Raw genomic sequence first — 23977 nt, forward strand, 5'->3', positions numbered from 1 at the left:
TTAACTCATTTTTCCAATAGCGCAACTTACATAAGACTTAGCTTTCTCCATTAAACTATTGGCTTCTCCGTCTTCGGGATATCCTAATGATTTTAATTTTTCTTTAACTTCATTTAATTTTTCTTCGGATACATAATCAAATGTTACCGAACTATCTTCAACATTTACAGCAATATTATTTATTGTTTCAATAGATGAAATTCCTTTAGTAATTGTATTAGCACAACCACCACATTTTAAATTTTGTATATGAATTGTTGTTTGCATAACTCTTAATTTTAATTACACAAATTTACAAAATATACAACCAACACACCCCAATATTTGATACTTTAACTTAACTTTAATGTGGCAATTTGTCTTTTAACAAACCATAAATATAAGTTCCTAAAAGAGCTCCTATAAGAACTACGGCAATAGCGTAAGTTCCTGTTCCAAGAAGAATAAAAATAGGTCCAGGACAACAGCCTACTAAAGCCCATCCTAATCCGAATAAACTTCCACCAATAATGTAACGCCAAAAACCACGCTCTTTTTCAATTATATTAATTGGCAAACCGTTATAATCTTTTACTTTATATTTCTTTATAATTTGTAATCCTACAATACCTGTAAATAATGCCGTTCCAATAATTCCATACATATGAAACGATTGAAAATGAAACATTTCATAAATACGATACCAAGAAACAGCTTCTGCTTTGGTTAAAACAATTCCGAAAAATATTCCGGTAAGAAAAAATCTTGCTAACTTCATGATTAAGCCGTTTTAAAAATTAGAGGTAGAATATAATGTGCCATGGCTAATCCTCCAATGAAGAACCCAATAACGGCTACTAATGATGGTAATTGTAAATTGCTTAACCCCGATATAGCATGACCAGAAGTACAACCACCAGCATATCTCGTTCCAAATCCAATTAACAAACCGCCGATTAATAAAATAGCAAATCCTTTTGGAGATTGTAATGTTTCAAAACTAAATATAGCATCCGGCACTAATTTACCATTTGGAGCATCAATTCCAAGTGTTTGCAATTGCGTAATAGTCTCTGGATTTACATTAACACCACTTCCATCTGATAAAAAGTAAAAAGCGATAAAACCTCCCACAAAAGCACCTAAGACAAGGGCTAAACTCCATTTTTGTTCGCGCCAATCCAATTTAAAAAAATCGCTAAATTTTCCAGCCCCAGCCATAGAACACATGGTTCTAAGATTAGATGACATCCCAAAAGATTTTCCGAAATAAGTTAAAATTAGCATCGTCACACCAATTAAAAATCCCGAAATGGCCCAATGCCAAGTTCCAAAAATCAATTCCATAGTATTTTTACATTTTCCACAAAAATAGAAATTCAAATTGGTATTTGTAACTTTTGTTACATTTTATAGTAAATTTGAAGCATCAAACAAAAGCATAACAAATGAAAAAGTTTTCAATCGAATTCAAATGGGCTATCATTACCACAATTATTTTTTTAGCTTGGATGACTTTAGAAAAGCAATTGGGATTTCACAATGAAAAAATTAAATGGGAACCTTTATTTAATATTTTATATATTTTCCCTTTGTTTCTCCTTTACTTTTTGGCAGTAAGAGAAAAGAAAATAAAATTTTATAATGGCGCTATGAATTGGAAACAAGGCATCATTTCCTCCATTGTAATCTCATTTATCATTGTTGTATTTAGTCCGATTGCACAATTTATTCTTCATGAATTTATAAGCCCTAATTTTCTAACTAATACTATTAATTACACAGTTGAAAGTAAAAAATTATCATTAGAAGAAGCTAAAGAATACACAACTTTGTCAAGTTCTATTTGGAAAAATATTTCAGATAGTTTATCTTTTGGAGTGGTTATTGGCGCGATTGTTGCTTACCTTTTAAAAACAAAAACCAACTAAAATGAAATACTTCTTTTCTTTATTAATCGCTTTTACTCTTACCAGTTGTGTAAGTACTAAATCGACACTAAAAAATATTGACAATACTGCGTTACGCCCTTTGGTTAAAGATAAAGCATATGTGATTACTGAATATGCCACTGATTCTAAATATGGATATGACGAAGATTATCCAATAAACATTGGTTTTATAAACGAAAAACAAGAAGACATAAATATTCAATATTATTTTAGTGGATTAGAAGGACCAAATGGTGAGAAAATTAGCTATAAAAAAGTAGATACTTGTTGTCCTTTTCCAACCAAAAATAGTTTGATGGGTGCTGGAACTATAGGTATTTATGAAGTAACCTTTGAAGGAAGTAATAAAAAAATGATCCTATATTTCAATATTTATGAAAAAGGAAAAATCCTATGTCCAAAAGGATTTTCAACAAAAAAAATTACAACAACAGATAAATAAAAACTATTTTATTATCTGTAACATAAGTAACCTTTTCTACTGCTGTAGGAAAGGTTTTTCTTTTTATCTTTGCAACTTCAAAATCAACACAAAATGAATTTAAAAAACATTCCACAAATTAAACATACAGATAGCGGTAATTTCTTTTTATTAGCAGGACCATGTGCCATTGAAGGTGAAGAAATGGCAATGCGTATAGCTGAAAAATTAGTTTCGGTTACTGATAAATTAGAAATTCCTTACGTTTTTAAAGGTTCTTTCAAAAAAGCCAATCGCTCTAGAGTTGATAGTTTTACAGGAATTGGAGATGAAAAAGCATTAAAAATTCTTCAAAAAGTATCTAGAGAATTCGGTGTTCCAACCGTTACTGATATTCATACTAACGAAGATGCAGCAATGGCAGCTGAATATGTTGATATTTTACAAATTCCTGCTTTTTTAGTGCGTCAAACCGATTTAGTAGTGGCTGCTGCCAATACAGGTAAAACCGTAAACTTGAAGAAAGGACAATTCATGAGTCCAGAAAGCATGAAACATGCTGTTCAAAAAGTGTTAGATTGTCAAAACGAAAACGTAATGGTAACTGATAGAGGAACCATGTTTGGCTACCAAGACATGATTGTTGATTTTAGAGGAATTCCAACTATGCAACAATACGCTTCAACCGTATTAGATGTAACACATTCGTTACAACAACCTAATCAAACTACTGGAGTAACAGGTGGTCGACCAGATATGATTGAAACCATTGCAAAAGCAGGAATTGCTGTTGGTGTAGATGGAATTTTCATTGAAACCCATTTCGATCCAGCAAATGCTAAAAGTGACGGAGCAAACATGTTACATTTAGATTACTTTGAAGGATTAATGACTAAACTAGTAGCCATCCGTAAAACTGTAAATCAATTTTAATTTTTTATAACTTCAAATGAAACATCCATTTTTAATGGTTGTACTAACTTTTTGTGTTTTTTCACAGTACACCTTTTCGCAAGAAACAGTCGAAAATCCTGAAAAATTCACAGCAAATAACAAAGGCAAATTTTATATTTTTTGGGGAGGAAACCGAGAATCATATTCAAAATCTGATATTCACTTTAAAGGTGCTGATTACGATTTTACTATATATGATGTATCAGCTCACGACAAACCAAAAGGATGGCATCTAGATTATTTAAATCCTGCTCGAATGACCATTCCACAAACAAATTTAAGAATTGGTTATTTCATTACCAACCACTATAATATTTCTATTGGTGTAGATCACATGAAATATGTTATGTACAATGACAGAAGAGTAGATTATTCCGGTTACTACCCAAATGCAGGAACTTATAATGAAAACCCAGCAAATGGTCAGTTAACTCTTGATGAAGACTTTTTATTATTTGAACATACCGATGGTCTAAACTATGTGAATACTGAAATTTCAAGAGTAGATGATATTTCGAATCTATTTAAATTACCAAATACAGATAAAATTCAAATTAATCTAACAGAAGGAATTGGCGGCGGTTTTTTATATCCAAAAACAAATACTACTTTACTTGGAAAAGAACGTCATGATGACTTTAACATAGCAGGTTTTGGTATTTCTGCAAAAGCTGGATTAAATTTTACATTTTTTAAATATTTCTTTATTCAAACCGAATTAAAAGGAGGATATATTGAAATGAATAATATTAAGACAACAAAAAGCAGCGCGGATTCTGCAGAACAACATTTTTGGTTCTTGCAACGAATTGTTGCCGTTGGAGGTATTTTTAGAATATAATTAAATAACATACAATATATAATCACGGATTCTTTCAGAGTTCGTGATTTTTTATTTATAAAGCAGTTTGGCTTCTAAAACAACATCAATTAAAATAGCATTATCTATCTCTCCGATCGAATAATAACGTAACGACTTTACCGTATTTCGATTTTCATCGACTAGAACTTCTTGGTTTCTTTTTAGTTCAAATCCTTTAGCAAATCCAACATCTAAAAAACCTCTTTTATGATTTGGCGCTAAATAACAGAAGGGCTTTTTTTTGTAATATAAATAAGGTATACCCCATTTAAAAAGCAATTCAGAAGAACTTAACTCCCTCTCTACAACCGAAATTACATGTAACATCATAACTTGATAGTGTTCTGGTTGACGAAGAATATATACTTCTGTAGGTTTCATCTTGATATTTTTTTCAAAAATAACCCAAAAAAAGTTTGGTCAACAAATTATTTATCATTTACTTTGTATTTCAAAGTACTTTAAAATGGAAAACGAGAAATATCTAAATGACATTAGCGAAATTAAAAATTTGATGAACAAATCGTCACGTTTTATTTCCTTGAGTGGTTTGTCAGGAATTTTGGCTGGCGTTTATGCATTAGTTGGGGCATGGATGGCTTACAAAACAATTTACTTTGATACTTCAACAATGGGAGCCTATCGTGATTTAGTAATTTCGGAAGAAGCAGTGATTCGTTTGTTAGTAATTGCAACAGCTGTTTTAGTTTTATCTATAGTAACAGGAATCGGATTAAGCATTCGTAAAGCTAGAAAAAGTAACGAAAATGTTTGGAATACCGCCTCAAGAAGATTAGTCATAAATTTCATGATTCCATTAGCAACAGGAGGTTTTTTCATTATCTTTTTAATCGAAAAAAATATGTTTGGACTCATCGCTCCCCTAACCTTAATATTTTACGGACTTGCTTGTGTAAATGCTAGTAAATATACCATTGGAGATGTTCGCTATTTAGGAATTACAATGATTGCATTAGGTCTATTATCGACTTGGTTCTTAGGTTATGGCTTATTATTTTGGGCATTAGGCTTTGGCGGTTGTCATATTTTATACGGAAGTTTAATGTATTTTAAATACGAGAGAAAGTAAGATGTATTTTTTGATTGGATTAAGTTCTCTTTTATTATTATGTATATTTTGGCTTAGAAAGAAAAAAATAAGTTATTTTAAAATTATTTTTTTTTCATCAGTTATTTTATATTTAATTCCCATTTTAGCTTTTCAGTATGAAAGTTATAAGATTAAACAAGAAATGGAAAAGTATGACATTAATAAAGATGGATTTTTCTCAAAGGAGGAAATGACATATGAGTTGGAAGAACTTGAAAATAATTTAATTAATGATTCTGGATTTGGAATTTTTGTCTTTTTTGGCTACCCTTTTTGCTTGTTATATACATTAATGATATGCTTAGTATTTCATGTCACAACAAGATTTATAATACCTAAACTTTTAACCTTTTAACCTTTTAAACTTTTAAACTTTTAAACCTTTTTTTAATGCTCAACATCATCCAAAATATCAACAAAGCCTTTGATCACCGAATTCGTTTGGGGATTATGTCGATATTGATGGTGAATGAAAGTGCGAATTTTAATATGTTGAAAGAGTTATTAGGTGTAACCGATGGTAACTTAGCTTCGCATACCAAAGCTTTAGAAGCTGAAAATTACATTCAAATTGAAAAACAATTTATTGGTAAAAAACCCAATACAAAATACAGTGCTACAAAAGAAGGGCGTGATGCTTTCACGGCTCATATTGAAGCACTTGAAAAATTAATCAAGAAAAGCTAAACCTATTTTTTTATCTATTTACTTTGAATTTCAAAGTACTTTTAATTATTAAATATGAGAGATTTATTCATCGAAAAAATGTACGAAATCAGTAAAAAACCCTATCAAAGATTCTTTAAAAAAGGGAACGCTTGGGATATCAATATCAATCAGTTGATACAACTTCCTAATGATAGTTTGGGATTTCATTTGGGTTGCTTTTTGTTGAAATACAATTTTGAAATCCAACCTAAATTGGAAGACCACGATATTATTCACGTGTTAACCAATACCGGAATTTCAGTTGTAGAAGAAATTGGTATGCAATATTATTTACTTGGAAACGGAAAAAGAAGCTTGTATTTAGGGATGGTAATTATAACAGGAACACTATTCTATCCTATTCGATTTTCCTATTTCAAACAACAATATCAAAGAGGAAAACAAGCACATGAATTCTACGGATTAGATTTTTTGAATATGCTTTCGGTTCCCATCTCAAACATTCAACAAACTTTTAATATCAAATAACATGAACAAACTCATTAACATTAGCATGACCATCGGAATTTTATTCTTTATCGGAATGGAAATTATCAAAAACATCTCATCAGAAACCAAAACTAAACTCTCAAGCTCATGGAAAAAGATTTTTTAAAGCTTCCACTTGCCATTCAAATGGCGATTGTTTCATTTGGAATTGGTTCACTATTATTACTACTTCATTTCGTATTTAAAGATTCAGATATAATAATACCCATTGGTATTTATTATGTATTGATTGCATTTCTTGTGAATGGATTAATGCTTCTAAAACTCATAATTGATTGGATTATTGAACCACTAAATAGATCTAAAATTGAAAGACAAGCATTAATTCTATTTGCTAATGTACCTATTTCATTCGTTTATTTTTTAATTGTAATCTATACATTATAAACACATTAACTTAATAAAACTAAAAATCAAATATCATGGAAACAAATTTTCAACAAGAACCAAAAGTACCGTTCTTTCAAACCACAACCGCTAAAATGATCATGGTTGGGATTCTAACTTTAGTATTAATCATTCCACTAGCTTTAGTACAAGAATTAATCGTAGAACGAAGCCAACGCCAAAAAGAAGTCATTACCGAAACCACTGCTAAATGGGGAAATTCCGTTTATTTTTATGGTCCGATTTTAAAAGTGCCGTATAAAGATCCAATGTCGGGAGCCAATAATTACGCTTATTTCTTTCCAGAAACTTTGAATAATAAAACCGAAGTTACCATGGTAAAACCTTTAGAAAGAAGCATTTACAAATCGAATGTATTTACTACCAAAATGCAATTTGATGGCAATTATACCAATCTAAATTTCGCTTCAAAAGGAATTCCTGCCGAAAACATTTATTGGAATCGCGCTAAAATTTTGATTCGTACGACCAACTTAAAAAGTCTGAAAGACGAAGTAAAAATGAAAATAGGCAATCAGAACTTGGCTTTTGAATCGGTAGCAAGCAGTTCAAATGATAGCATTGAAAGTCTAGAAACCAATTATTTTGATTACCAAAATTTACAAAACGAAGCAAAATTCAACTTCACCATTTCGTTCAACGGAAGCAAACAAGTAAAAATGGTTCCGATTGGAAAAACAACCGATGCTAAAATGACTTCGAACTGGAATTCGCCCAACTTTAATGGAAACTTCTCTCCTATTTCAAGAAATATTACCGATAACGGCTTTGAAGCGAATTGGAAAATATTACATTTTAATCGACCATTTGCACAAAGCTATTTTGATATTTTACCTGAATTAGGTAAATATGCTTTTGCGGTAGATTTCATTACACCAGTAGATGAATATCAGCAAAGTGAACGCGCTTCTAAATATGGTTTTTTAGTAATTGGGTTAACTTTTTTAATCTTCTTTTTGATTCAATCGATTAGTAAAATCAACATTCATATTTTTCAATATTCAATGATTGGAATTGCGTTAATCATGTTTTACACTTTGCTGATTTCTATTACTGAACACAGTTCGTTTTCCTTTGCTTATTTGGTAGCTGGAGCTTCGGTAATTGTTATGATTTCGATCTACTCAATTTCCATATTAAAAGATAAAAAGTTTCCGATGTTCATTGGCGCTTCGTTGAGTGTTTTATATACTTTTATTTATGTGATTATTCAATTAGAAGACTATGCGCTTTTGGTAGGAAGTATAGGGTTGTTCTTGATATTGGCAGCCGTGATGTATTTCTCAAGAAAGATTGAATGGAATAAATAAACAAAAAACCTCCGATTGAGAATTTTCAATCGGAGGTTTTACATATAGGATTAAATATTAATGTCCGCCTGAGATTTTACTTTCAAAACTAATCCCTTGAGCTTTTAATATTCCTCTTACTTTCCAAGCATAAAAAGCCAAATAAGCAAAACAAAGTACTCCAATAATATAACTCGAATGTATGGTAGTTTCGTCAGCAACTACTCCTTGTAACCAACTTACAATACCGCCACCCATAATCATCATAATTAAAAAACTACTTCCCTGACTTGTATTCTTTCCTAATCCACTAACTGCTAAAGTAAAAATACATGGCCATAAAGTACTACAGAATAAACCTACTGAAGTAAAAGCATATACACTAGTCATTCCAGTTGTAGCCATTCCAATTAATAAAGCAAGTATTCCTAAACCTGAGAAAATTAACAGCATTCGCGCTGGATTTCCTTTACTTGCCATATCAGCACCAATAAGCACTAAAATGATTAATGCATACACATAAAAAGGAGTTAAATCATGTTTTGCAATAGCATTAACTAATAAAAATACTCCAAATGCTAAATACGGTGCTATAAAACGTAATATCTTCTGTAAATCCATTTTATCGGTAAAAGCTTCTACAGCTCCTGTCCATCTTCCAATCATCAAACTTGCCCAATATAATGAAATATAAGGCGCAATATCTTTAGTTAAAAAACCCAAATCTTTTTCCATGTATGCTGGCAAATTACTTGCTGTAGATACTTCAACTCCTACATAAACAAATATGGCAATCATTCCTAAAATCAATTGTGGATATTTTAAAGCGTGACCTCTGTCATTAGAAATAGAATCATCCGAAGCTACAACAGCTTCAGGTTTATCTGGTAATGAAGAAAATTTTAGAAAAACAGCTACTAATAAAAATGCAGCACCTAATATCAAATACGGAATCTTAACACTTTCAATATCTAAAGTTGTAGTTTTCGAAGTAGCCGAACCAAAAATCGCAAAACTTACAATTAACGGACCAATTGTTGTTCCTAAATTATTAATACCTCCTGCTAAGGTTAAACGTTGTGAACCTGTATTTATAGGGCCAAGAGCAATAGCTAATGGATTTGCAACGGTTTGTTGAAGTGAAAAACCCAAACCTACTGTAAATAAACCTGATAACATTAATTCAAAAGAACCCGAATTGGCAGCTGGATAAAACAATAATGTTCCTAAAGCAGAAATGGTTAATCCTAATGCTAAGGAATTTTTATATCCTATTCGGTTGATTAAATCACCTTTAGTAAGGTAGGAAATAATCATATAAATAATTGAGCCAACGGTATAAGCTACATAAAAGGCAACCGAAACCAATTGACTTTGCCCTTGTGTTAAATCAAAAGCTTCTTTGAAAACAGGAATTAAAATATCGTTACTTGCAGCAACAAATCCCCAAAAAAAGAAAACAGTTACTAATGGAATGAATTGTGCCCAATTCGTTTTAATTTGTTTGGTATCCATACTTAATAGTTTATTGGTTGTTAGTATAAAAAGAAATTCATAAATAATCTTACAAATAATTCCTAAATATACATTTATTCATCCTTAATAAAATTGATTTTAAATAATTTTATTAACGAAAACGTTTTCGTAAAAGTTTATTAATTGTTTTATTAAAAACAAAAAACCCGATTTACATCGGGCTTATTTTATTTTGAAGATAATTCTTCTATTTTTTCATCTACGTAATCTTGTAGGTATTTGAAGCGTTCTGTCAATTTTCCATTTTCAGTAATTTTAGCTCTTTGTAAAATTCCATCTTTGTCTCCATTAAAGAAAGCTGGAATTACGTGTTGCATGAACATTTCACCAAAACCTTCGCTCGCATCTTTAGGTAACTCACATGGTAAATTATCAACCGACATTACCATAATTGACGCTGGATGTGTATAAGGAACTTCTTTGTGCTCACTAGCCAAATATCCGAAAAATGGTTCTGCAATTGTTGACGCTTTAAGAGTACAAGCCACTGGACCATCAACATCACACGAAATATCCGCAACCACTTGAATTTTATTATCCGCAGCACGAAGCATTTCTCGAGTTAAGATATCTGGCGAACCATTACCGTGAAAATGTCCAGCGATGAACATGTCAGCTACTTTCGTAAAACGCTCGAAATTTGATACGTAATCTTGAGGATTTTTATAGAAATCATTATTATCTAAAACCTGCCCATCCTTGCGTTTGTTGTAATCTAACACGTCAATTTGGGTGTAAACAGGTTCTGTATATTTTTTGTTTAAGAAATCTTCAACGCTAACTTCTTTGATTTTGATTCCGTCTAAAATTTCTTTTGCTCCCATTCCTACTTTACCGTGACCAGTAAGCACAATTTTAATGTTTGGAAGTGTTTGACGCTTTAAACGTGCAATCAAATCTTCTTTACCGCTCAATGTTTCCGCTTTTGGTAAAGTAAATAAATCATATTTAATTCCGAATCCTCTGAAACCATTATAAGCACCAACCAAACCAGCATAACGACCAAAGCCAATTAATCTGTGATTAGAAGCATTTACAATTGTTTCATGATCGTATAATTCGATATTTTTAGCTAAAATTGCTTGTAATAATTTACGGTTATAAGGTTGTTTTTTAATCGTATGTGAAAAGAAAAAGTATTTTTTATTTGGAATCAACGCATCAATTGGCACTTCTTTTACCCCAAAAAGTACATCACAATCTGACATATCAGTTGTGACATTAAGGCCTAAATTGCGATATTGATCATCAGAAAAAATACGAATATCAGAACTTTCTACTTTAATTTCTGCATCAGGATGTTCTGATTGTAAGCGCACTAACTCTTCTGGAGTAAATACTACTCTTCTATCCGGTGGATTTTTTCTTTCTTTTATAATTCCAAACTTCATAACAAACAATATATTTAACTGAATATTGATTTAATGTTACAAATATAACTTTAAAGAAGCGACTATGCAAAGTTTTTTTAATTGAAAAAAAGAATGTAATTTTGGCTCACTTTTTGAATCACTTAGTTTTCACAATGAAAACCTCAACTGAACACTCAAAAACTGGGGTCGACTGGTTTTGACAGCGAGTGGAATTGATTAGTAAGCACGTCGAGCGTTGTATGTTTAGCTCGTAAATCCAAATGTACGAACTTATAAACGGCGAAAATAATTACGCTTTAGCTGCTTAATCTGAATTATAGTAAGATTTGCCTAGTTCCTACCAGGTAGGAAAGCTAGATTCTCCTCAAAAGCCTTGGTTTATGGCGGTTGGTTTAGGGGAACCGTAAAAGTAGACCTAGGAACGGTAATGCTTTAAATCCGTTCTGACACTGACAGAGCTAAGCAAAGAGTGGCGGTTTCTAGCCTTGCTCTTTGTCGAAAATCCAAGATGAAACTAAGCGTGTAGAAAGCTATTTGATTGCTTGTTTGGACCCGAGTTCGATTCTCGGCGACTCCACTAAAACGTTGTCTTTTTAAGGCAGCGTTTTTTTTTTACTAAATTTTGATTTAAAAAAAAGCCTGCAAACATAACATCTGCAGGCAACCATATTTGGGTAAATAAGGCCTTATTTTTTTACATCAAAGCGATCTAAATTCATAACTTTAGTCCATGCCGTTACAAAATCATTCACAAATTTTTGTTGATTATCGTTTTGTGCATATACTTCTGCAATTGCTCTTAACTCAGAATTAGAACCAAAAATCAAATCAGCACGAGTAGCCGTCCATTTTAATTCATTGGTTTTCATATCACGACCTTCAAACACTTCTTGATCATTTGAAGTTGCTTTCCAAGTAGTTCCCATCGCTAGTAAATTAACGAAGAACGCATTGTTTAATTTATCTTTTGAAGTACTAAAAATACCGTGTTTAGAACCATCATAGTTAGCATTCAAAGCTCTCATTCCTCCTACTAAAACAGTCATTTCAGGAGCCGTCAAAGTCAATAATTGAGCTTTATCTACTAATAATTCTTCTGTAGAAACCGTGTATTTTGTTTTTAAGTAATTACGGAAACCGTCTGCTTGTGGCTCTAAAACTGCGAATGATTTTACATCAGTTTGTTCTTGAGAAGCATCCATTCTACCTGGAGTAAAAGGGACATTAACCGTGTAACCTGCATTTTTAGCCGCTTGCTCTACTCCTGTATTTCCTGCCAACACAATTAAATCGGCTAAAGACACTTTTTTATCTTTCGATTTAGCATTAAAATCAGCTTGAATTTTCTCTAAAACCGATAAAACACGGTTTAATTGCGTAGGATTGTTTACTTCCCAACTTCTTTGTGGCTCTAAACGAATGCGAGCTCCATTAGCCCCACCTCTTCTATCTGAACCTCTGTAAGTTGAAGCCGAAGCCCAAGCCACTGATACCATATCTTGAATACTTAATCCAGATGCTAAGATTTGCGCTTGTAATCCTTTAACGTCTTTTTCATTCACTAATTTGTGATTTACTGCCGGAATTGGATCTTGCCAAATTAAATCTTCTTTTGGTGCTTCTGGTCCTAAATAAGTGGTTTTAGGTCCCATATCACGGTGTGTTAACTTAAACCATGCACGAGCGAAAGCATCATTGAATGCTTTTTCATCAGCTAAGAAACGTCTAGAAATTTTCTCGTAAATTGGGTCATAACGTAACGATAAGTCAGTTGTTAACATATACGGTTTGTGCATTTTGTTTTTGTCAAATGCATCGGGAATAATCTTATCATCAGTTTTTGCAATCCATTGTTTTGCTCCTGCTGGACTTGTGGTTAACTCCCAGTCATATTTAAACAAGAATGTTAAATAATCATGACTCCATTTTGCTGGAGTTGATGTCCAAGTAACTTCTAAACCTGAAGTAATGGCATCCGTACCTTTTCCAGATTTATAGCTGCTTTTCCAACCTAAACCTTGCTCTTCGATAGACGCTGCTTCAGGATCTGGTCCTACTAGTTTAGCATCACCAGCTCCATGTGTTTTTCCTAGAGTGTGTCCACCTGCAATTAAAGCAACGGTTTCTTCATCGTTCATCCCCATTCTTCCAAAGGTTTCACGGATGTCTTTAGCTGCTAATACTGGATCTGGATTTCCGTTAGGTCCTTCGGGATTAACATAAATTAACCCCATTTGAACTGCCGCTAAAGGATTTTCTAATTTTCTTCCTTCCGAATAACGTTGGTCGTCTAACCATTTGGTTTCTGGTCCCCAATAGACATGCGATTCTGGTTCCCAAACATCTTCTCTACCTCCAGCAAATCCAAAGGTTTTAAAGCCCATGTCTTCTAATGCTACGTTACCCGTCAAAATCATTAAATCGGCCCAAGAGATTTTGTTCCCATATTTTTGTTTGATAGGCCATAACAAACGACGTGCTTTGTCTAGGTTTCCATTATCTGGCCAACTGTTTTGAGGCGCAAAACGTTGCATCCCGGCACGAGTTCCTCCTCTACCATCGCCCGTTCTATAGGTTCCCGCACTGTGCCAAGCCATACGAATGAACAATCCTCCGTAATGACCAAAATCGGCTGGCCACCACTCTTGCGATTGTGTCATTAAGGCACGTAAGTCTTTCTTTAAAGCTTTATAATCTAACGATTGAAATTCTTTTGCATAGTCAAATTTAACTCCCATAGGATCTGACTTCTCAGAATTCTGACGCAATACATTCAAATTCAATTGATTTGGCCACCATTGTTTGTTTTTGTCTACATTAGTACTTCCTAAAGAAGTTGGTGTTGTTACAATTGATTTACCATTCATATTGTGGTAATCAGCAGCGTTAGGTCCACCTTGAGTGTTCTCTTTATTTACGCTTACTGTTTTTCCTGTAACGGGACAAGTCATTGTTTCTTGTGCCATGGAAAAGAGTCCAAGAAATAAACCAGTTGTTAGTAATACTTTTTTCATAAGGCTAATTATTTGTTTTTAAGTTTTCCAAATTTCGGGCTTATTGAGCTTCGATTTTAAAACTTAAAAATGATATTTTTTATTCAAGTATAGATTTTATTGATTCTAAACACGTCAATACTATAAATAATAACTATCAAATTAAAATTATAAAAAAGTACCAGAAATACTTACTTATTAATGCACTCTTCAAATCAACAACGCTAATAAAGGTTCCTTTTCATTCAAATACTGAAATTGAAATCCTTTATCTTGCATTTTAGTTTTGACAAAAACAATATCTTCTTCATTTTTCACCTCTAAACCAACTACAACTGGACCAACATCTCTATTATTTTTTTTGATGAATTGAAAATAGGTAATATCATCCGATTCAGATAATACATCACTTACAAATTCTCTCAATGCTCCAGGTCGTTGTGGAAATTGAATCATGAAGTAGTGTTTTAATCCTTCATAAAGTAAAGAGCGTTCTTTAATTTCTTCTGTTCGCTCAATATCGTTATTACTTCCACTAACAACACAGACTACCGTTTTTCCTTTGATTTCATCTTGTATAAAATCCAAAGCTGCAATAGCTAATGCTCCTGCGGGTTCCACTACCATAGCCTCTTCATTATACAATTGTAAAATCGTAGAACATACTTTTCCTTCAGGAACTAAAACCATTCTATCTAAAGTATTTTTACAAATAGAAAAAGTCTCATTTCCTACTTGTTTAACAGCTGCTCCATCCACAAATTTATTGATACTATTTAATGTAATTGGATAATTTTGATAAATAGCATGCTGCATAGAAGGTGCTCCTTCAGGTTCTATCCCAAATATTTTAGTATTTGGACTTAAACGTTTGAAAACAGTAGAAACCCCTGCTGCTAAACCTCCTCCACCAACTGGAAGTAAAAGATAATCTATTGAAGGAACTTTTTCTGAAAGAATTTCCAAGCCAACAGTTCCTTGACCTGCAATCACTTCTAAATCATCAAAAGGATGAATAAATTCTAATTGGTTTTCATTTGAAAATTGTTTAGCCGCATGAAAAGCATCATCAAAAGTATCTCCAATTAAAACAATATCAACAAACGATTTCCCGAACAATTGTACTTGCTTTATCTTTTGTTTTGGAGTGGTTTTTGGCATATAAATTTTACCCTGAATTTGCAATAATTGGCAAGAGTAAGCTACACCTTGAGCGTGGTTTCCTGCGCTAGCACAAACAATCCCATTTTCCTTTTGAACCTCATTCAAATGACTAATTTTATTGTAAGCTCCTCTGATTTTATAGGAACGAACTTGTTGTAAATCTTCACGTTTTAAATATACCGAAGCTTGATATTTTTCGGATAGATTCATATTAAACTGAAGTGGTGTTTTTACAACCACTCCAGCTAAATTTTCTTGTGCTTTTACTATAGTTTCGTATAATGTCATTAGTTCAATTTTGGTCTCAATTTTCTCACCGCTGCTCCTGCTTGCCATAATTCAGACTCACGGATTTCTTTTAACTCTACATCTAATTTTTGACGGTAATCGGTTTTACTACCTTCTGAAATTACGCGATTCGCTTCTCTTCCTGAAGCTACTTCAGCATATAAATTTTCGAAAACTGGAGTTGTAGCATCTCTAAATTTACCTTTCCAATCTAATGCACCACGTTGTGCTGTTACTGATGTATTAGCGAACATCCAATCCATTCCGTTTTCAGCTACTAGAGGCATTAAACTTTGAGTTAATTCTTCAACAGTTTCATTAAATGCTTCAGATGGTGAGTGTCCGTTTTTACGAAGTACATTGTATTGTGCTTCAAATAATCCAGCTAAAGCGCCCATTAAAATTCCTCGTTCACCAGTTAAATCAGAATACACTTCTTTTTGAAAATCAGTTTCAAATAAATAACCCGAACCTACTCCAATTCCTAATGCAATGGCTTTTTCTTTTGCTCTTCCTGTAGCATCTTGATAGACTGCAATACTTGAATTGATTCCTTCTCCTTTTAAAAACAAACGACGTAATGAAGTTCCTGAACCTTTTGGAGCTACAAGAATTACATCCACGTCTGCAGGAGGAACAATACCTGTTTTTTCATTAAATGTGATTCCGAAGCCATGAGAAAAATATAATGTTTTTCCTGCGGTAAGGTGTTTTTTAACTGTATTCCAAGCTTCTATTTGACCTGCATCAGATAACAAATATTGTATGATAGTAGCATTATCGCATGCTTCTTCGATATCAAATAACGTTTCGCCTTCAATCCAACCATCAGCAATTGCTTTTTCCCAACTTTTTCCGCCTTTACGTTGTCCTACAATAACCTTAAATCCGTTGTCTCTTAAATTCAACGATTGACCTGGACCTTGAACACCGTAACCAATTACTGCAATTACTTCGTGTTGTAAAGTTTCTTGAGCTTTTTCTAATGGAAATTCGTCTCTTGTTATAACGGTTTCGTTAACTCCCCCAAAATTTATTGTTGCCATAATTTTCTCTTTTTAATTTTATTTTACATTTGAAATACTTGATCTTTTTTATCTAAAAATTCGTTATTAATGGTTTGTAAAGCTGGATTTTTTTGCTCCATTTCTACTACTTTTTTATGAATTCCCTCGCTTGCATGGATGATGGCAATTCGAGAACTTCTAACGAATTCTATTAGACCAAACTTGTCTAATTTTTTCAATAATTTGTTGATTTCCTCGCCTTGTCCTGTGGCTTCAAAAACAGTATAATCATTTCGAATAACAACTGCTTTTGCTCCATATTCTCTAAGCAATCGCTCTACTTTTACTTCCTTAATAATAACTTCTGTGGGAACTTTATACAATGCCATTTGTTGCCATACGATTTCATCATTTGTATTGCAATACACTTTGAACACATCGACAATTTTTTCAATTTGTTTTACTAAATTTTTTACAACTGCTTCTGCTTCAATTACTACAATAGTGAAACGGTAAATATTAGGCACTTCACTTGGCGATGTATTAAAACTTTCTAAACTTATCTTTCGTCTCGAAAACATAATGGCGATTTTGTTTATCAAGCCCACATGATTTTCGGTATATATGGTTAAGGTGAATTCTTTTTTCATCTTCTTACATTTTTATATCTTCTTTACACAAAACAATTTCCGAAACGCCTTTTCCTTGTGGTACCATTGGGAATACATTGTCTTCCTTACGAACAGCCACTTCTAACAAATAAGATTCAGGATGGTATAACATTTCCTCAAGTGCCGATTTCAATTCTTCTCTAACTGCCACTTTATTTCCTTTAATTCCGTATCCTTTGGCAACTTGAACAAAATCGGGACTTTGAATATCTGTAAACGAATAGCGTTTTTCATGAAACAATTCTTGCCATTGACGCACCATTCCTAGAAAACTATTATTCAAAATCAGAATTTTTACATTCGGTTGGAATTGCATAATAGTTCCCAATTCTTGGATATTCATTTGCGCACCACCATCGCCCATAACGGCAATTACGGTTCGTTCAGGAGCACCATATTTAGCCCCAATAGCAGCAGGAAGAGCAAATCCCATCGTACCTAAACCTCCACTAGTAATATTACTTCTGGTTTTATTTTGTTGGGAATAACGACACGTTATCATTTGGTGTTGCCCCACATCGGTTACCATTACCGCTTCACCATTGGTTAACTCATTGATTAATTGAATTACTTCACCCATGGTTAATTCACCTTCTTTTGGAAATAACTCAGGCGCAATAAGTTTTTCTGTTTCAACCGCTATGGCTTGATGAAATTTAGAAATCCATTCTTGATGCGATTTTTGTTGTACTCTTTCGGTTAATAAAGGCAAGGTTTCTTTACAATTTCCCCATACTGGTACTGTTACTTTAACATTTTTATCAATTTCAGCTGGGTCGATATCCAAATGAATGATTTGGGCTTGTTTCGCATATTTATCCAAACGACCTGTAACTCGGTCATCGAAACGCATTCCGATTGCAATTAACACATCACATTCATTGGTAAATAAATTTGGAGCATAATTTCCATGCATACCTAACATACCAACTGCTAATGGGTGATTCGTAGGAATAGCGCTCATTCCCATAATTGTCCAAGCGGAAGGAATTCCTGCTTTCTCTATGAATTCTAAAAATTCTTGTTCGGCATTACCTAAAATCACACCTTGACCAAAAATTACAAATGGCTTTTTAGCTTGATTGATAAGTTCGGCTGCTTGTTCAATATAAGAAATTCGGATATCCGGTTGTGGTTTATAACTTCTAATGAACTCACATTTTTCATATCCTTTATAATCGAATAATTGCAATTGGGCATTTTTAGTGATGTCGATTAAAACAGGTCCAGGTCTTCCACTTTTAGCAATGTAAAATGCTTTGGCTAAAACAGCAGGAATTTCGGAAGCATCGGTTACTTGATAATTCCATTTGGTTACTGGAGAAGTTATATTCACGATGTCCGTTTCTTGGAAAGCATCGGTTCCTAATAAATGAGCGAAAACTTGTCCTGTGATACAAACCAATGGTGTTGAATCGATCATTGCATCCGCTAAACCCGTGACTAAATTTGTTGCACCTGGTCCGCTTGTGGCAAAAACAACACCTGTTTCTCCACTTACCCTTGCTAAACCTTGAGCAGCATGAATAGCACCTTGTTCATGACGAACTAAAATGTGATTGATATCTTTCTTGTAGTCAAATAATGCATCATAAATAGGCATGATGGCTCCGCCAGGATAACCAAAAATAGTTTTAACATTTTCGGCTAATAAAGCTTTTATAACAGCAACACTTCCTGAAACTTGTTGTAAAGTCTCTTTATTTTCTATCTGATTTAATTCTAATGTTTTCATTTTTTAATATTCATCAGTTATGCAACCATTGGATGCATCAGTTACAAGTTTAGCATACTTAAGCAATACGCCATTTGTAACTTTTAATTTGGGTTGTACCCATTTACTTTTTCTAACTGCTAATTCATAATCACTAACATGCAAGTGAATGATATTGTCAACAGCATTTATTTCAATTATATCCTCATCTTCAACTAAGCCGATAGTTCCACCGTCATAGGCTTCTGGCGAAATATGTCCCACTACAAAACCGTGAGTTCCACCACTAAAACGTCCATCCGTAATTAATGCTACGCTTTTTCCTAATCCAGCACCGATTAAAGCGGATGTTGGTTTTAGCATTTCTGGCATTCCAGGTCCCCCCTTTGGACCTACATATCGTATTACTACGACATCACCGGCTTTGATTTTTTTATCTTCAATACCTTTAATTAATTCTTTTTCGCCATCAAAAACTCGAGCTGGACCTTTGAAAAACTCCCCTTCTTTTCCGGTAATTTTTGCAACTGAACCTTTAGGAGCCAGATTTCCATACAAAATTTGAATATGACCAGTTGGTTTGATTGGACTTTCAATTGGTTTAATAATATTCTGACTTTCAAAATCGATATCAGGAACACCTTGCAAATTTTCTCGTAATGTTTTAGAAGTAACCGTCAAACAATCACCATGTAACATTCCTTTACTTAGTAGATATTTCAAAACCATTGGTACGCCACCTTTTTCGTGAAGGTTTTGCATTAAATAATTTCCACCTGGTTTAAAATCAGCAATCAAAGGTGTTTTGTTACTTATCCGTTGAAAATCATCTTGGGTAATAGTTACTCCAACACTTCTTGCCATAGCAATCATGTGTAAAACTGCGTTAGTGCTTCCGCCTAAAGCAATTAATACGGTTAGCGCATTTTCAAAAGCTTCAAAAGTCATGATGTCTTTTGGACAAATATTTTTCTCCAAAAGTTGCTTCATGTAAAACGAAACCGATTCACATTCTGCAATCTTCTCATTACTTATAGCAGGATTAGAACTTGAATATGGCAGACTCATTCCTAAAGCTTCGATTGCAATAGCCATGGTATTTGCTGTGTACATTCCGCCACAAGCTCCTGCTCCTGGACAAGCGTTTTTAATTATATTTTTATATTCGTCTTCCGAAATTTTACCAGCAATTTTCTCCCCAAGTGCCTCAAAAGCAGAAACAATATTCAAATCTTTACCTTGATATTTTCCTGGAGCAATAGTGCCACCATACACCATAATTGAGGGGCGATTCAATCTTCCCATTGCCATAATACTTCCTGGCATATTTTTATCGCAACCCGGAATTGCCACAACACCATCATAATAATGTCCGGAAACTACACTTTCGATACTATCTGCAATAATTTCTCTACTAACTAAAGAATAACGCATTCCATCCGTTCCATTGGTAATACCATCACTAATTCCAATCGTATTGAAAATTAAGCCTACCATCTCATTTTTATTGACTTCTTTTTTTATCAAAGAAGCTAAATGATTCAAGTGCATGTTACAGGTATTTCCATCATACCCCATAGAGGCAATTCCGATTAAAGGTTGATTTAACTCTTTTTCTGTTAAACCTATTCCATACAACATTGCTTGTGCTGCGGGTTGGGTTGGATCTTGTGTGATTGTTTTGCTGTGTTTATTTAGTTCCATTATAAGTACACGTTTTGATATTCGTTATGAGCTACTCTTCTTTTGTATTTTTTCTGAATAACAGCTCCAATGGAATCTTCCCAATCTAAAGGAAATTTGTATTCATTCACCGATTCAATTCCGATAACTTCAGCTGCTGTTCCACAGAAGAAAGCGCTATCTGCTGTAAAAATTTCATCTGGAGTGAAATATTTTTCTTCAATCTCGTAACCTAATTCTTTTCCTATTTCTAAAACCGTTTGACGTGTGATTCCGGCAAGGATATTTCCTAATGGTGCTGTGAATAATTTTCCGTCTTTCTCAATGAAGAAGTTGGCACCAGGACCTTCTGCAACATAACCATTCATGTCTGTCAACAATGCTTCATCGTAACCTTTGGCTTTAGCTTCTGTTGTAGCCAAAATGCTGTTCGTATAATGTCCCACTACTTTAGCTTCCACAAAACATGATTTTGGATTTGGACGTTGGAAAGAAGACAACATAACTCGTAATAGCTTATCTCCTAAGTATTTTCCCCATTCCCAAGCCATTATTACGACATGCACTTCATTTGTTGGTGTTAATGACATATTATCCCCCAAATAAACTAAAGGACGGATGTAAGCGTCTTTTAATCCATTTAATTCCAACAATTGATAAGTAATTAATTCTAATTCTTTTACAGAATATTGTAAATTAATATGCATTACTTCTGCCGAATAATGTAATCGCTCATAGTGTTCCTTTGCTTTGAAAATTCGAACACCATCTGGAGTATCATAGGCTCTAATACCTTCAAATACGCCATTACCATAATGCATTGTTTGGTTATAAATACTTACTGGGGCTTCTTTAACTTTTACAAATTGCCCGTTAAAAAAAATGGTGGTGTTTTCGTTGTAATACATAATTTTTAAAATTTTAAAATAAAAAAAGCCTTTCCCAAAAACGGAAAAGGCTCATAATAATCAAACCAATCCGTCTATTAAACACGAATATTTTTAATACTAATTGTAATATTTATATTTTCCATTTGTTAGCTACACTTAATAATTAAGACTAAAAGTCCAATCGAAATAATAGTGTTTATTACGATTAGGATTTTATTCCAAATGTTAGGACTTGTTTTCATTGTTTATCGTTTTAACGAGAAGTGTGCTTTGAATTGTTTCTTAGCTCCGTTCTCTAAATAATCAACAGTGAACCAGTAATCGGTTGAAGGAAGGTTTTCTTGGTTGTAAGTACCATCCCAAAACTCTTCACCTCTTAACTGTTTGATTAGTTTTCCATATCTATCAAAGATGTAGATTACATCGGTATCTTGTAAGCCTGCAATAAACCAACCATCATTGATACCATCTCCATTTGGTGTAAAATAATGAGGATAATCAATCACCAATAATGTATAAGTTAAATAAGTACATCCTTGTGTATCAACTACTGTTATAGTATGAGGTCCAGCACTTACATTGGTAAACACATTAGAAGATTGTAAAGTTCCCTCATCTAATGAATACATTAATGTTCCGCTTCCTCCTGTTACATTCACTGTTAAAGTGGCATTTCCACTAAAATAAGCACTTTGGGTTACAGTCATACTTACCGCTGGTGTTACAGATGTAACATTTGCAGTTACCATAGTTGTAACATCTGAAGAAACACAATTCGTAATACTATTTGTAGCAATTACACCATACGTACCTACTGCATTTGCAGCATAAGTAGCATTATTTGAATTTGGAATCGCTACTCCATTGAAATACCATACAAAATCATAAGTAGCATTATCTAAACCAGAATCTAATGTGTAGGATTGGAATGGAACTCCAAATTCATCCACACAAATCGCTCCATCAGTTAAAACTGGTTTTGGTAACGGATTCACATATACTCTTACTACTATTGGTATACCTGAACATCCTGCAGCTGTTGGAGTAATTGTATAATCTACATAACCCACTACATTATCTACTGAAGTAGTTAAATTTTGGATAATAGTATAAGTTGGTCCAGGGGCACTTCCTGCAGTTGCGCCATTAACTCCAACGGCATTGACTGTCCAATTGAAAATAGTTCCAGCATTAAAAGATGATACAAATATGTTAGTTGGAAGAACACCACTACATAAAGGTGGATGCGTTGGATTAGCAAACAACTCTGGACGTGGATTAACTAAAACCGTTACCGATTGTGGTGTTCCTACACATCCATTGAAAGTTGGTGTAATTTGATACGTAACACTTCCTTGTGATAATCCCGTTGTTGTTAAAGTCTGTTGAATACTTGTTCCCGTTCCATTTGAAGCACCTGCTACTCCTGAAATACTAGTTATTACCCAACTAAACACGGTACCTGGAATAGTGCCAGTAAAAGAAATATTTGTAGTTTCTCCTGAACAAATTGGCGATGGACTACTAGCAATTATTACATCAGGAATAGGGTTAACTTGAACTCGAATTTGAGTTGGCGTACCTGCACAACCATTTGCTTCTGCAATAACTGTATAGACAACTTCTACTGTTGTTGTAGTCCCTGGACTAACAGTTAACAGTTGATTAATTGAATTACCTGTTCCTCCTGCTGCTCCTAAAACATTTCCTCCGGTTACCGTCCATGAGAAAATCGCTCCTGGAACATTGCTTGTTAACTGAATGTTAGTTGTACCTCCAGAACAGAACGTAGGGTTTGAATTTGTTGCGATAACATTTGGAATTATAAAACTAGTATTACTAAATATTACTGAAGGTAATGATGTACAAGTTCCATTTGATGCGGAAACTGTGTAGTTAGTATTTAAAACCATTCCTGAAATTAAACCTCCAACAGATACTGATGGTCCCGAAGGAGAAAAAACATAAGTAACTCCGGATGTATAATTGCTAATTGTTGAAGTTCCATTTGTGTTACAAGTAGCTGCAGTTGTTGTGATGGTAGGTACGGATGGTGTAGTTAATTGTGCTGATGTACTAAAAGCTACCGATGCCGCTGATGTACAACTTCCATTTGATGCTGCAACTGTATAACTCGTTCCATTTGTCATTCCTGAGATAGCACCAGTGCCACTTACTGTAGGTCCTATTGGATTAAAAACATAAGTGATTCCTGATGTGTAATTGCTAATAGTTGCGGTTCCACTTGCCGAACAAGTAGCGGCAGTTGTTGTTATTGTAGGTACAGATGGTGTGGTTAATTGCGCTGATGTACTAAATGATAAAGATGCCGCTGATGTACAACTTCCATTTGATGCTGCAACTGTATAACTCGTTCCATTTGTCATTCCTGAGATAGCTCCAGTGCCACTTACTGTAGGTCCTATTGGATTAAAAACATAAGTGATTCCTGATGCGTAATTGC

At 33.6% G+C, this 23977-nt stretch carries 25 protein-coding genes and 1 other RNA gene; 12 read left to right on the forward strand and 14 right to left on the reverse strand.

All coding sequences use genetic code 11. The features are described from left to right. From IM755_RS08910 to IM755_RS08920, 3 genes are all read right to left on the reverse strand, one after another. Nucleotides 1-267: a heavy-metal-associated domain-containing protein gene (locus tag IM755_RS08910; protein WP_194095954.1), complete on the reverse strand. Its 267-nt coding sequence runs from the start codon at nucleotides 265-267 to the stop codon at nucleotides 1-3. 76 nt (nucleotides 268-343) lie between these two features. After that, nucleotides 344-757: a DUF6691 family protein gene (locus IM755_RS08915; protein WP_026726808.1), complete on the reverse strand. Its 414-nt coding sequence runs from the start codon at nucleotides 755-757 to the stop codon at nucleotides 344-346. 2 nt (nucleotides 758-759) lie between these two features. Further along, nucleotides 760-1326, reverse strand: coding sequence for a YeeE/YedE family protein (locus IM755_RS08920; RefSeq protein WP_194095956.1), 567 nt, complete (start codon nucleotides 1324-1326; stop codon nucleotides 760-762). A 101-nt stretch (nucleotides 1327-1427) separates the two neighbouring features. Here IM755_RS08920 and IM755_RS08925 point away from each other — a divergent pair, with 101 nt between their 5' ends. The 4 genes from IM755_RS08925 (at nucleotide 1428) to IM755_RS08940 (ending at nucleotide 4147) form a co-directional block, all read left to right on the forward strand. Further along, the gene (locus IM755_RS08925; protein WP_194095958.1) at nucleotides 1428-1910 is read left to right on the forward strand and encodes a DUF4199 domain-containing protein; all 483 of its coding nucleotides are present in this window, start codon (nucleotides 1428-1430) and stop codon (nucleotides 1908-1910) included. A gap of 1 nt (nucleotide 1911) precedes the next feature. Further along, on the forward strand, nucleotides 1912-2373 hold the full coding sequence (locus IM755_RS08930; protein WP_194095960.1) for a 2-dehydro-3-deoxyphosphooctonate aldolase: 462 nt from the start codon (nucleotides 1912-1914) through the stop codon (nucleotides 2371-2373). Between the two features lie 93 nt (nucleotides 2374-2466). After that, a complete protein-coding gene (gene kdsA / locus IM755_RS08935; RefSeq protein WP_194095962.1) occupies nucleotides 2467-3285 on the forward strand; it encodes a 3-deoxy-8-phosphooctulonate synthase in 819 nt (272 codons plus the stop codon). Nucleotides 3286-3301: 16 nt separating this feature from the next. Then, complete coding sequence (locus tag IM755_RS08940; RefSeq protein WP_194095964.1) at nucleotides 3302-4147, forward strand: hypothetical protein; 846 nt, start codon at nucleotides 3302-3304, stop codon at nucleotides 4145-4147. A gap of 51 nt (nucleotides 4148-4198) precedes the next feature. On the opposite strand, the gene IM755_RS08945 is transcribed toward IM755_RS08940, so the two are convergent. Next, nucleotides 4199-4549 carry a DUF1801 domain-containing protein gene (locus tag IM755_RS08945; RefSeq protein ID WP_194095966.1) on the reverse strand — a complete coding sequence of 117 codons (351 nt, stop codon included), beginning with the start codon at nucleotides 4547-4549 and terminating at the stop codon, nucleotides 4199-4201. Between the two features lie 85 nt (nucleotides 4550-4634). On the opposite strand from IM755_RS08945, the gene IM755_RS08950 reads away from it, so the two are divergent. Genes IM755_RS08950 through creD form a run of 7 tightly spaced genes read left to right on the forward strand, consistent with a single transcriptional unit; the run spans nucleotide 4635 to nucleotide 8215 of the window. Beyond that, nucleotides 4635-5258, forward strand: coding sequence for a hypothetical protein (locus IM755_RS08950; RefSeq protein WP_194095968.1), 624 nt, complete (start codon nucleotides 4635-4637; stop codon nucleotides 5256-5258). A 10-nt stretch (nucleotides 5259-5268) separates the two neighbouring features. Then, the gene (locus IM755_RS08955) at nucleotides 5269-5634 is read left to right on the forward strand and encodes a hypothetical protein (protein WP_194095970.1); all 366 of its coding nucleotides are present in this window, start codon (nucleotides 5269-5271) and stop codon (nucleotides 5632-5634) included. A 35-nt stretch (nucleotides 5635-5669) separates the two neighbouring features. Then, a complete protein-coding gene (locus tag IM755_RS08960) occupies nucleotides 5670-5966 on the forward strand; it encodes a winged helix-turn-helix domain-containing protein (RefSeq protein WP_194095972.1) in 297 nt (98 codons plus the stop codon). Nucleotides 5967-6020: 54 nt separating this feature from the next. Beyond that, nucleotides 6021-6476 carry a hypothetical protein gene (locus IM755_RS08965; RefSeq protein ID WP_194095974.1) on the forward strand — a complete coding sequence of 152 codons (456 nt, stop codon included), beginning with the start codon at nucleotides 6021-6023 and terminating at the stop codon, nucleotides 6474-6476. Between the two features lies 1 nt (nucleotide 6477). After that, complete coding sequence (locus IM755_RS12835) at nucleotides 6478-6603, forward strand: hypothetical protein (protein ID WP_262486624.1); 126 nt, start codon at nucleotides 6478-6480, stop codon at nucleotides 6601-6603. Then, on the forward strand, nucleotides 6585-6884 hold the full coding sequence (locus tag IM755_RS08970; RefSeq protein ID WP_194095976.1) for a hypothetical protein: 300 nt from the start codon (nucleotides 6585-6587) through the stop codon (nucleotides 6882-6884). The genes IM755_RS12835 and IM755_RS08970 overlap by 19 nt, the downstream gene beginning before the upstream one ends. Nucleotides 6885-6919: 35 nt before the next feature. After that, the gene (creD, locus tag IM755_RS08975; RefSeq protein WP_194095979.1) at nucleotides 6920-8215 is read left to right on the forward strand and encodes a cell envelope integrity protein CreD; all 1296 of its coding nucleotides are present in this window, start codon (nucleotides 6920-6922) and stop codon (nucleotides 8213-8215) included. Between the two features lie 57 nt (nucleotides 8216-8272). Here creD and IM755_RS08980 read toward each other — a convergent pair whose 3' ends face one another. Continuing rightward, nucleotides 8273-9709, reverse strand: coding sequence for an MFS transporter (locus IM755_RS08980; protein WP_194095981.1), 1437 nt, complete (start codon nucleotides 9707-9709; stop codon nucleotides 8273-8275). A gap of 188 nt (nucleotides 9710-9897) precedes the next feature. Further along, nucleotides 9898-11121 carry an NAD(P)-dependent oxidoreductase gene (locus tag IM755_RS08985; protein WP_194095983.1) on the reverse strand — a complete coding sequence of 408 codons (1224 nt, stop codon included), beginning with the start codon at nucleotides 11119-11121 and terminating at the stop codon, nucleotides 9898-9900. A gap of 164 nt (nucleotides 11122-11285) precedes the next feature. On the opposite strand from IM755_RS08985, the gene ssrA reads away from it, so the two are divergent. Next, nucleotides 11286-11683: a transfer-messenger RNA gene (ssrA, locus tag IM755_RS08990) on the forward strand. Between the two features lie 106 nt (nucleotides 11684-11789). Here ssrA and katG read toward each other — a convergent pair. The 8 genes from katG to IM755_RS09030 all read right to left on the reverse strand — a co-directional run. Beyond that, a complete protein-coding gene (katG, locus tag IM755_RS08995; protein ID WP_228063923.1) occupies nucleotides 11790-14117 on the reverse strand; it encodes a catalase/peroxidase HPI in 2328 nt (775 codons plus the stop codon). 189 nt (nucleotides 14118-14306) lie between these two features. Next, a complete protein-coding gene (ilvA, locus tag IM755_RS09000) occupies nucleotides 14307-15548 on the reverse strand; it encodes a threonine ammonia-lyase IlvA (RefSeq protein ID WP_194095985.1) in 1242 nt (413 codons plus the stop codon). Continuing rightward, nucleotides 15548-16594 (reverse strand): ketol-acid reductoisomerase, encoded by a 1047-nt coding sequence (gene ilvC, locus IM755_RS09005; protein ID WP_194095987.1) that lies wholly within the window; start codon nucleotides 16592-16594, stop codon nucleotides 15548-15550. Before ilvC ends, ilvA begins: the two co-directional genes overlap by 1 nt. A gap of 23 nt (nucleotides 16595-16617) precedes the next feature. Beyond that, nucleotides 16618-17205 (reverse strand): acetolactate synthase small subunit, encoded by a 588-nt coding sequence (ilvN, locus tag IM755_RS09010; protein WP_194095989.1) that lies wholly within the window; start codon nucleotides 17203-17205, stop codon nucleotides 16618-16620. 4 nt (nucleotides 17206-17209) lie between these two features. Next, nucleotides 17210-18961, reverse strand: a complete 1752-nt coding sequence (gene ilvB, locus IM755_RS09015; RefSeq protein WP_194095991.1) for a biosynthetic-type acetolactate synthase large subunit — start codon at nucleotides 18959-18961, stop codon at nucleotides 17210-17212. Nucleotides 18962-18964: 3 nt separating this feature from the next. Further along, the gene (gene ilvD, locus IM755_RS09020; RefSeq protein WP_194095993.1) at nucleotides 18965-20644 is read right to left on the reverse strand and encodes a dihydroxy-acid dehydratase; all 1680 of its coding nucleotides are present in this window, start codon (nucleotides 20642-20644) and stop codon (nucleotides 18965-18967) included. Next, nucleotides 20644-21531, reverse strand: coding sequence for a branched-chain amino acid transaminase (locus IM755_RS09025; RefSeq protein WP_194095996.1), 888 nt, complete (start codon nucleotides 21529-21531; stop codon nucleotides 20644-20646). Before IM755_RS09025 ends, ilvD begins: the two co-directional genes overlap by 1 nt. Nucleotides 21532-21758: 227 nt before the next feature. Then, nucleotides 21759-23977 (reverse strand): T9SS type B sorting domain-containing protein (locus IM755_RS09030; protein WP_194095998.1); only part of this gene is annotated, 2219 nt, incomplete at its 5' end.

Origin of the sequence: Flavobacterium proteolyticum (genome assembly GCF_015223105.1) — a bacterium.
GTDB lineage: Bacteria > Bacteroidota > Bacteroidia > Flavobacteriales > Flavobacteriaceae > Flavobacterium > Flavobacterium proteolyticum.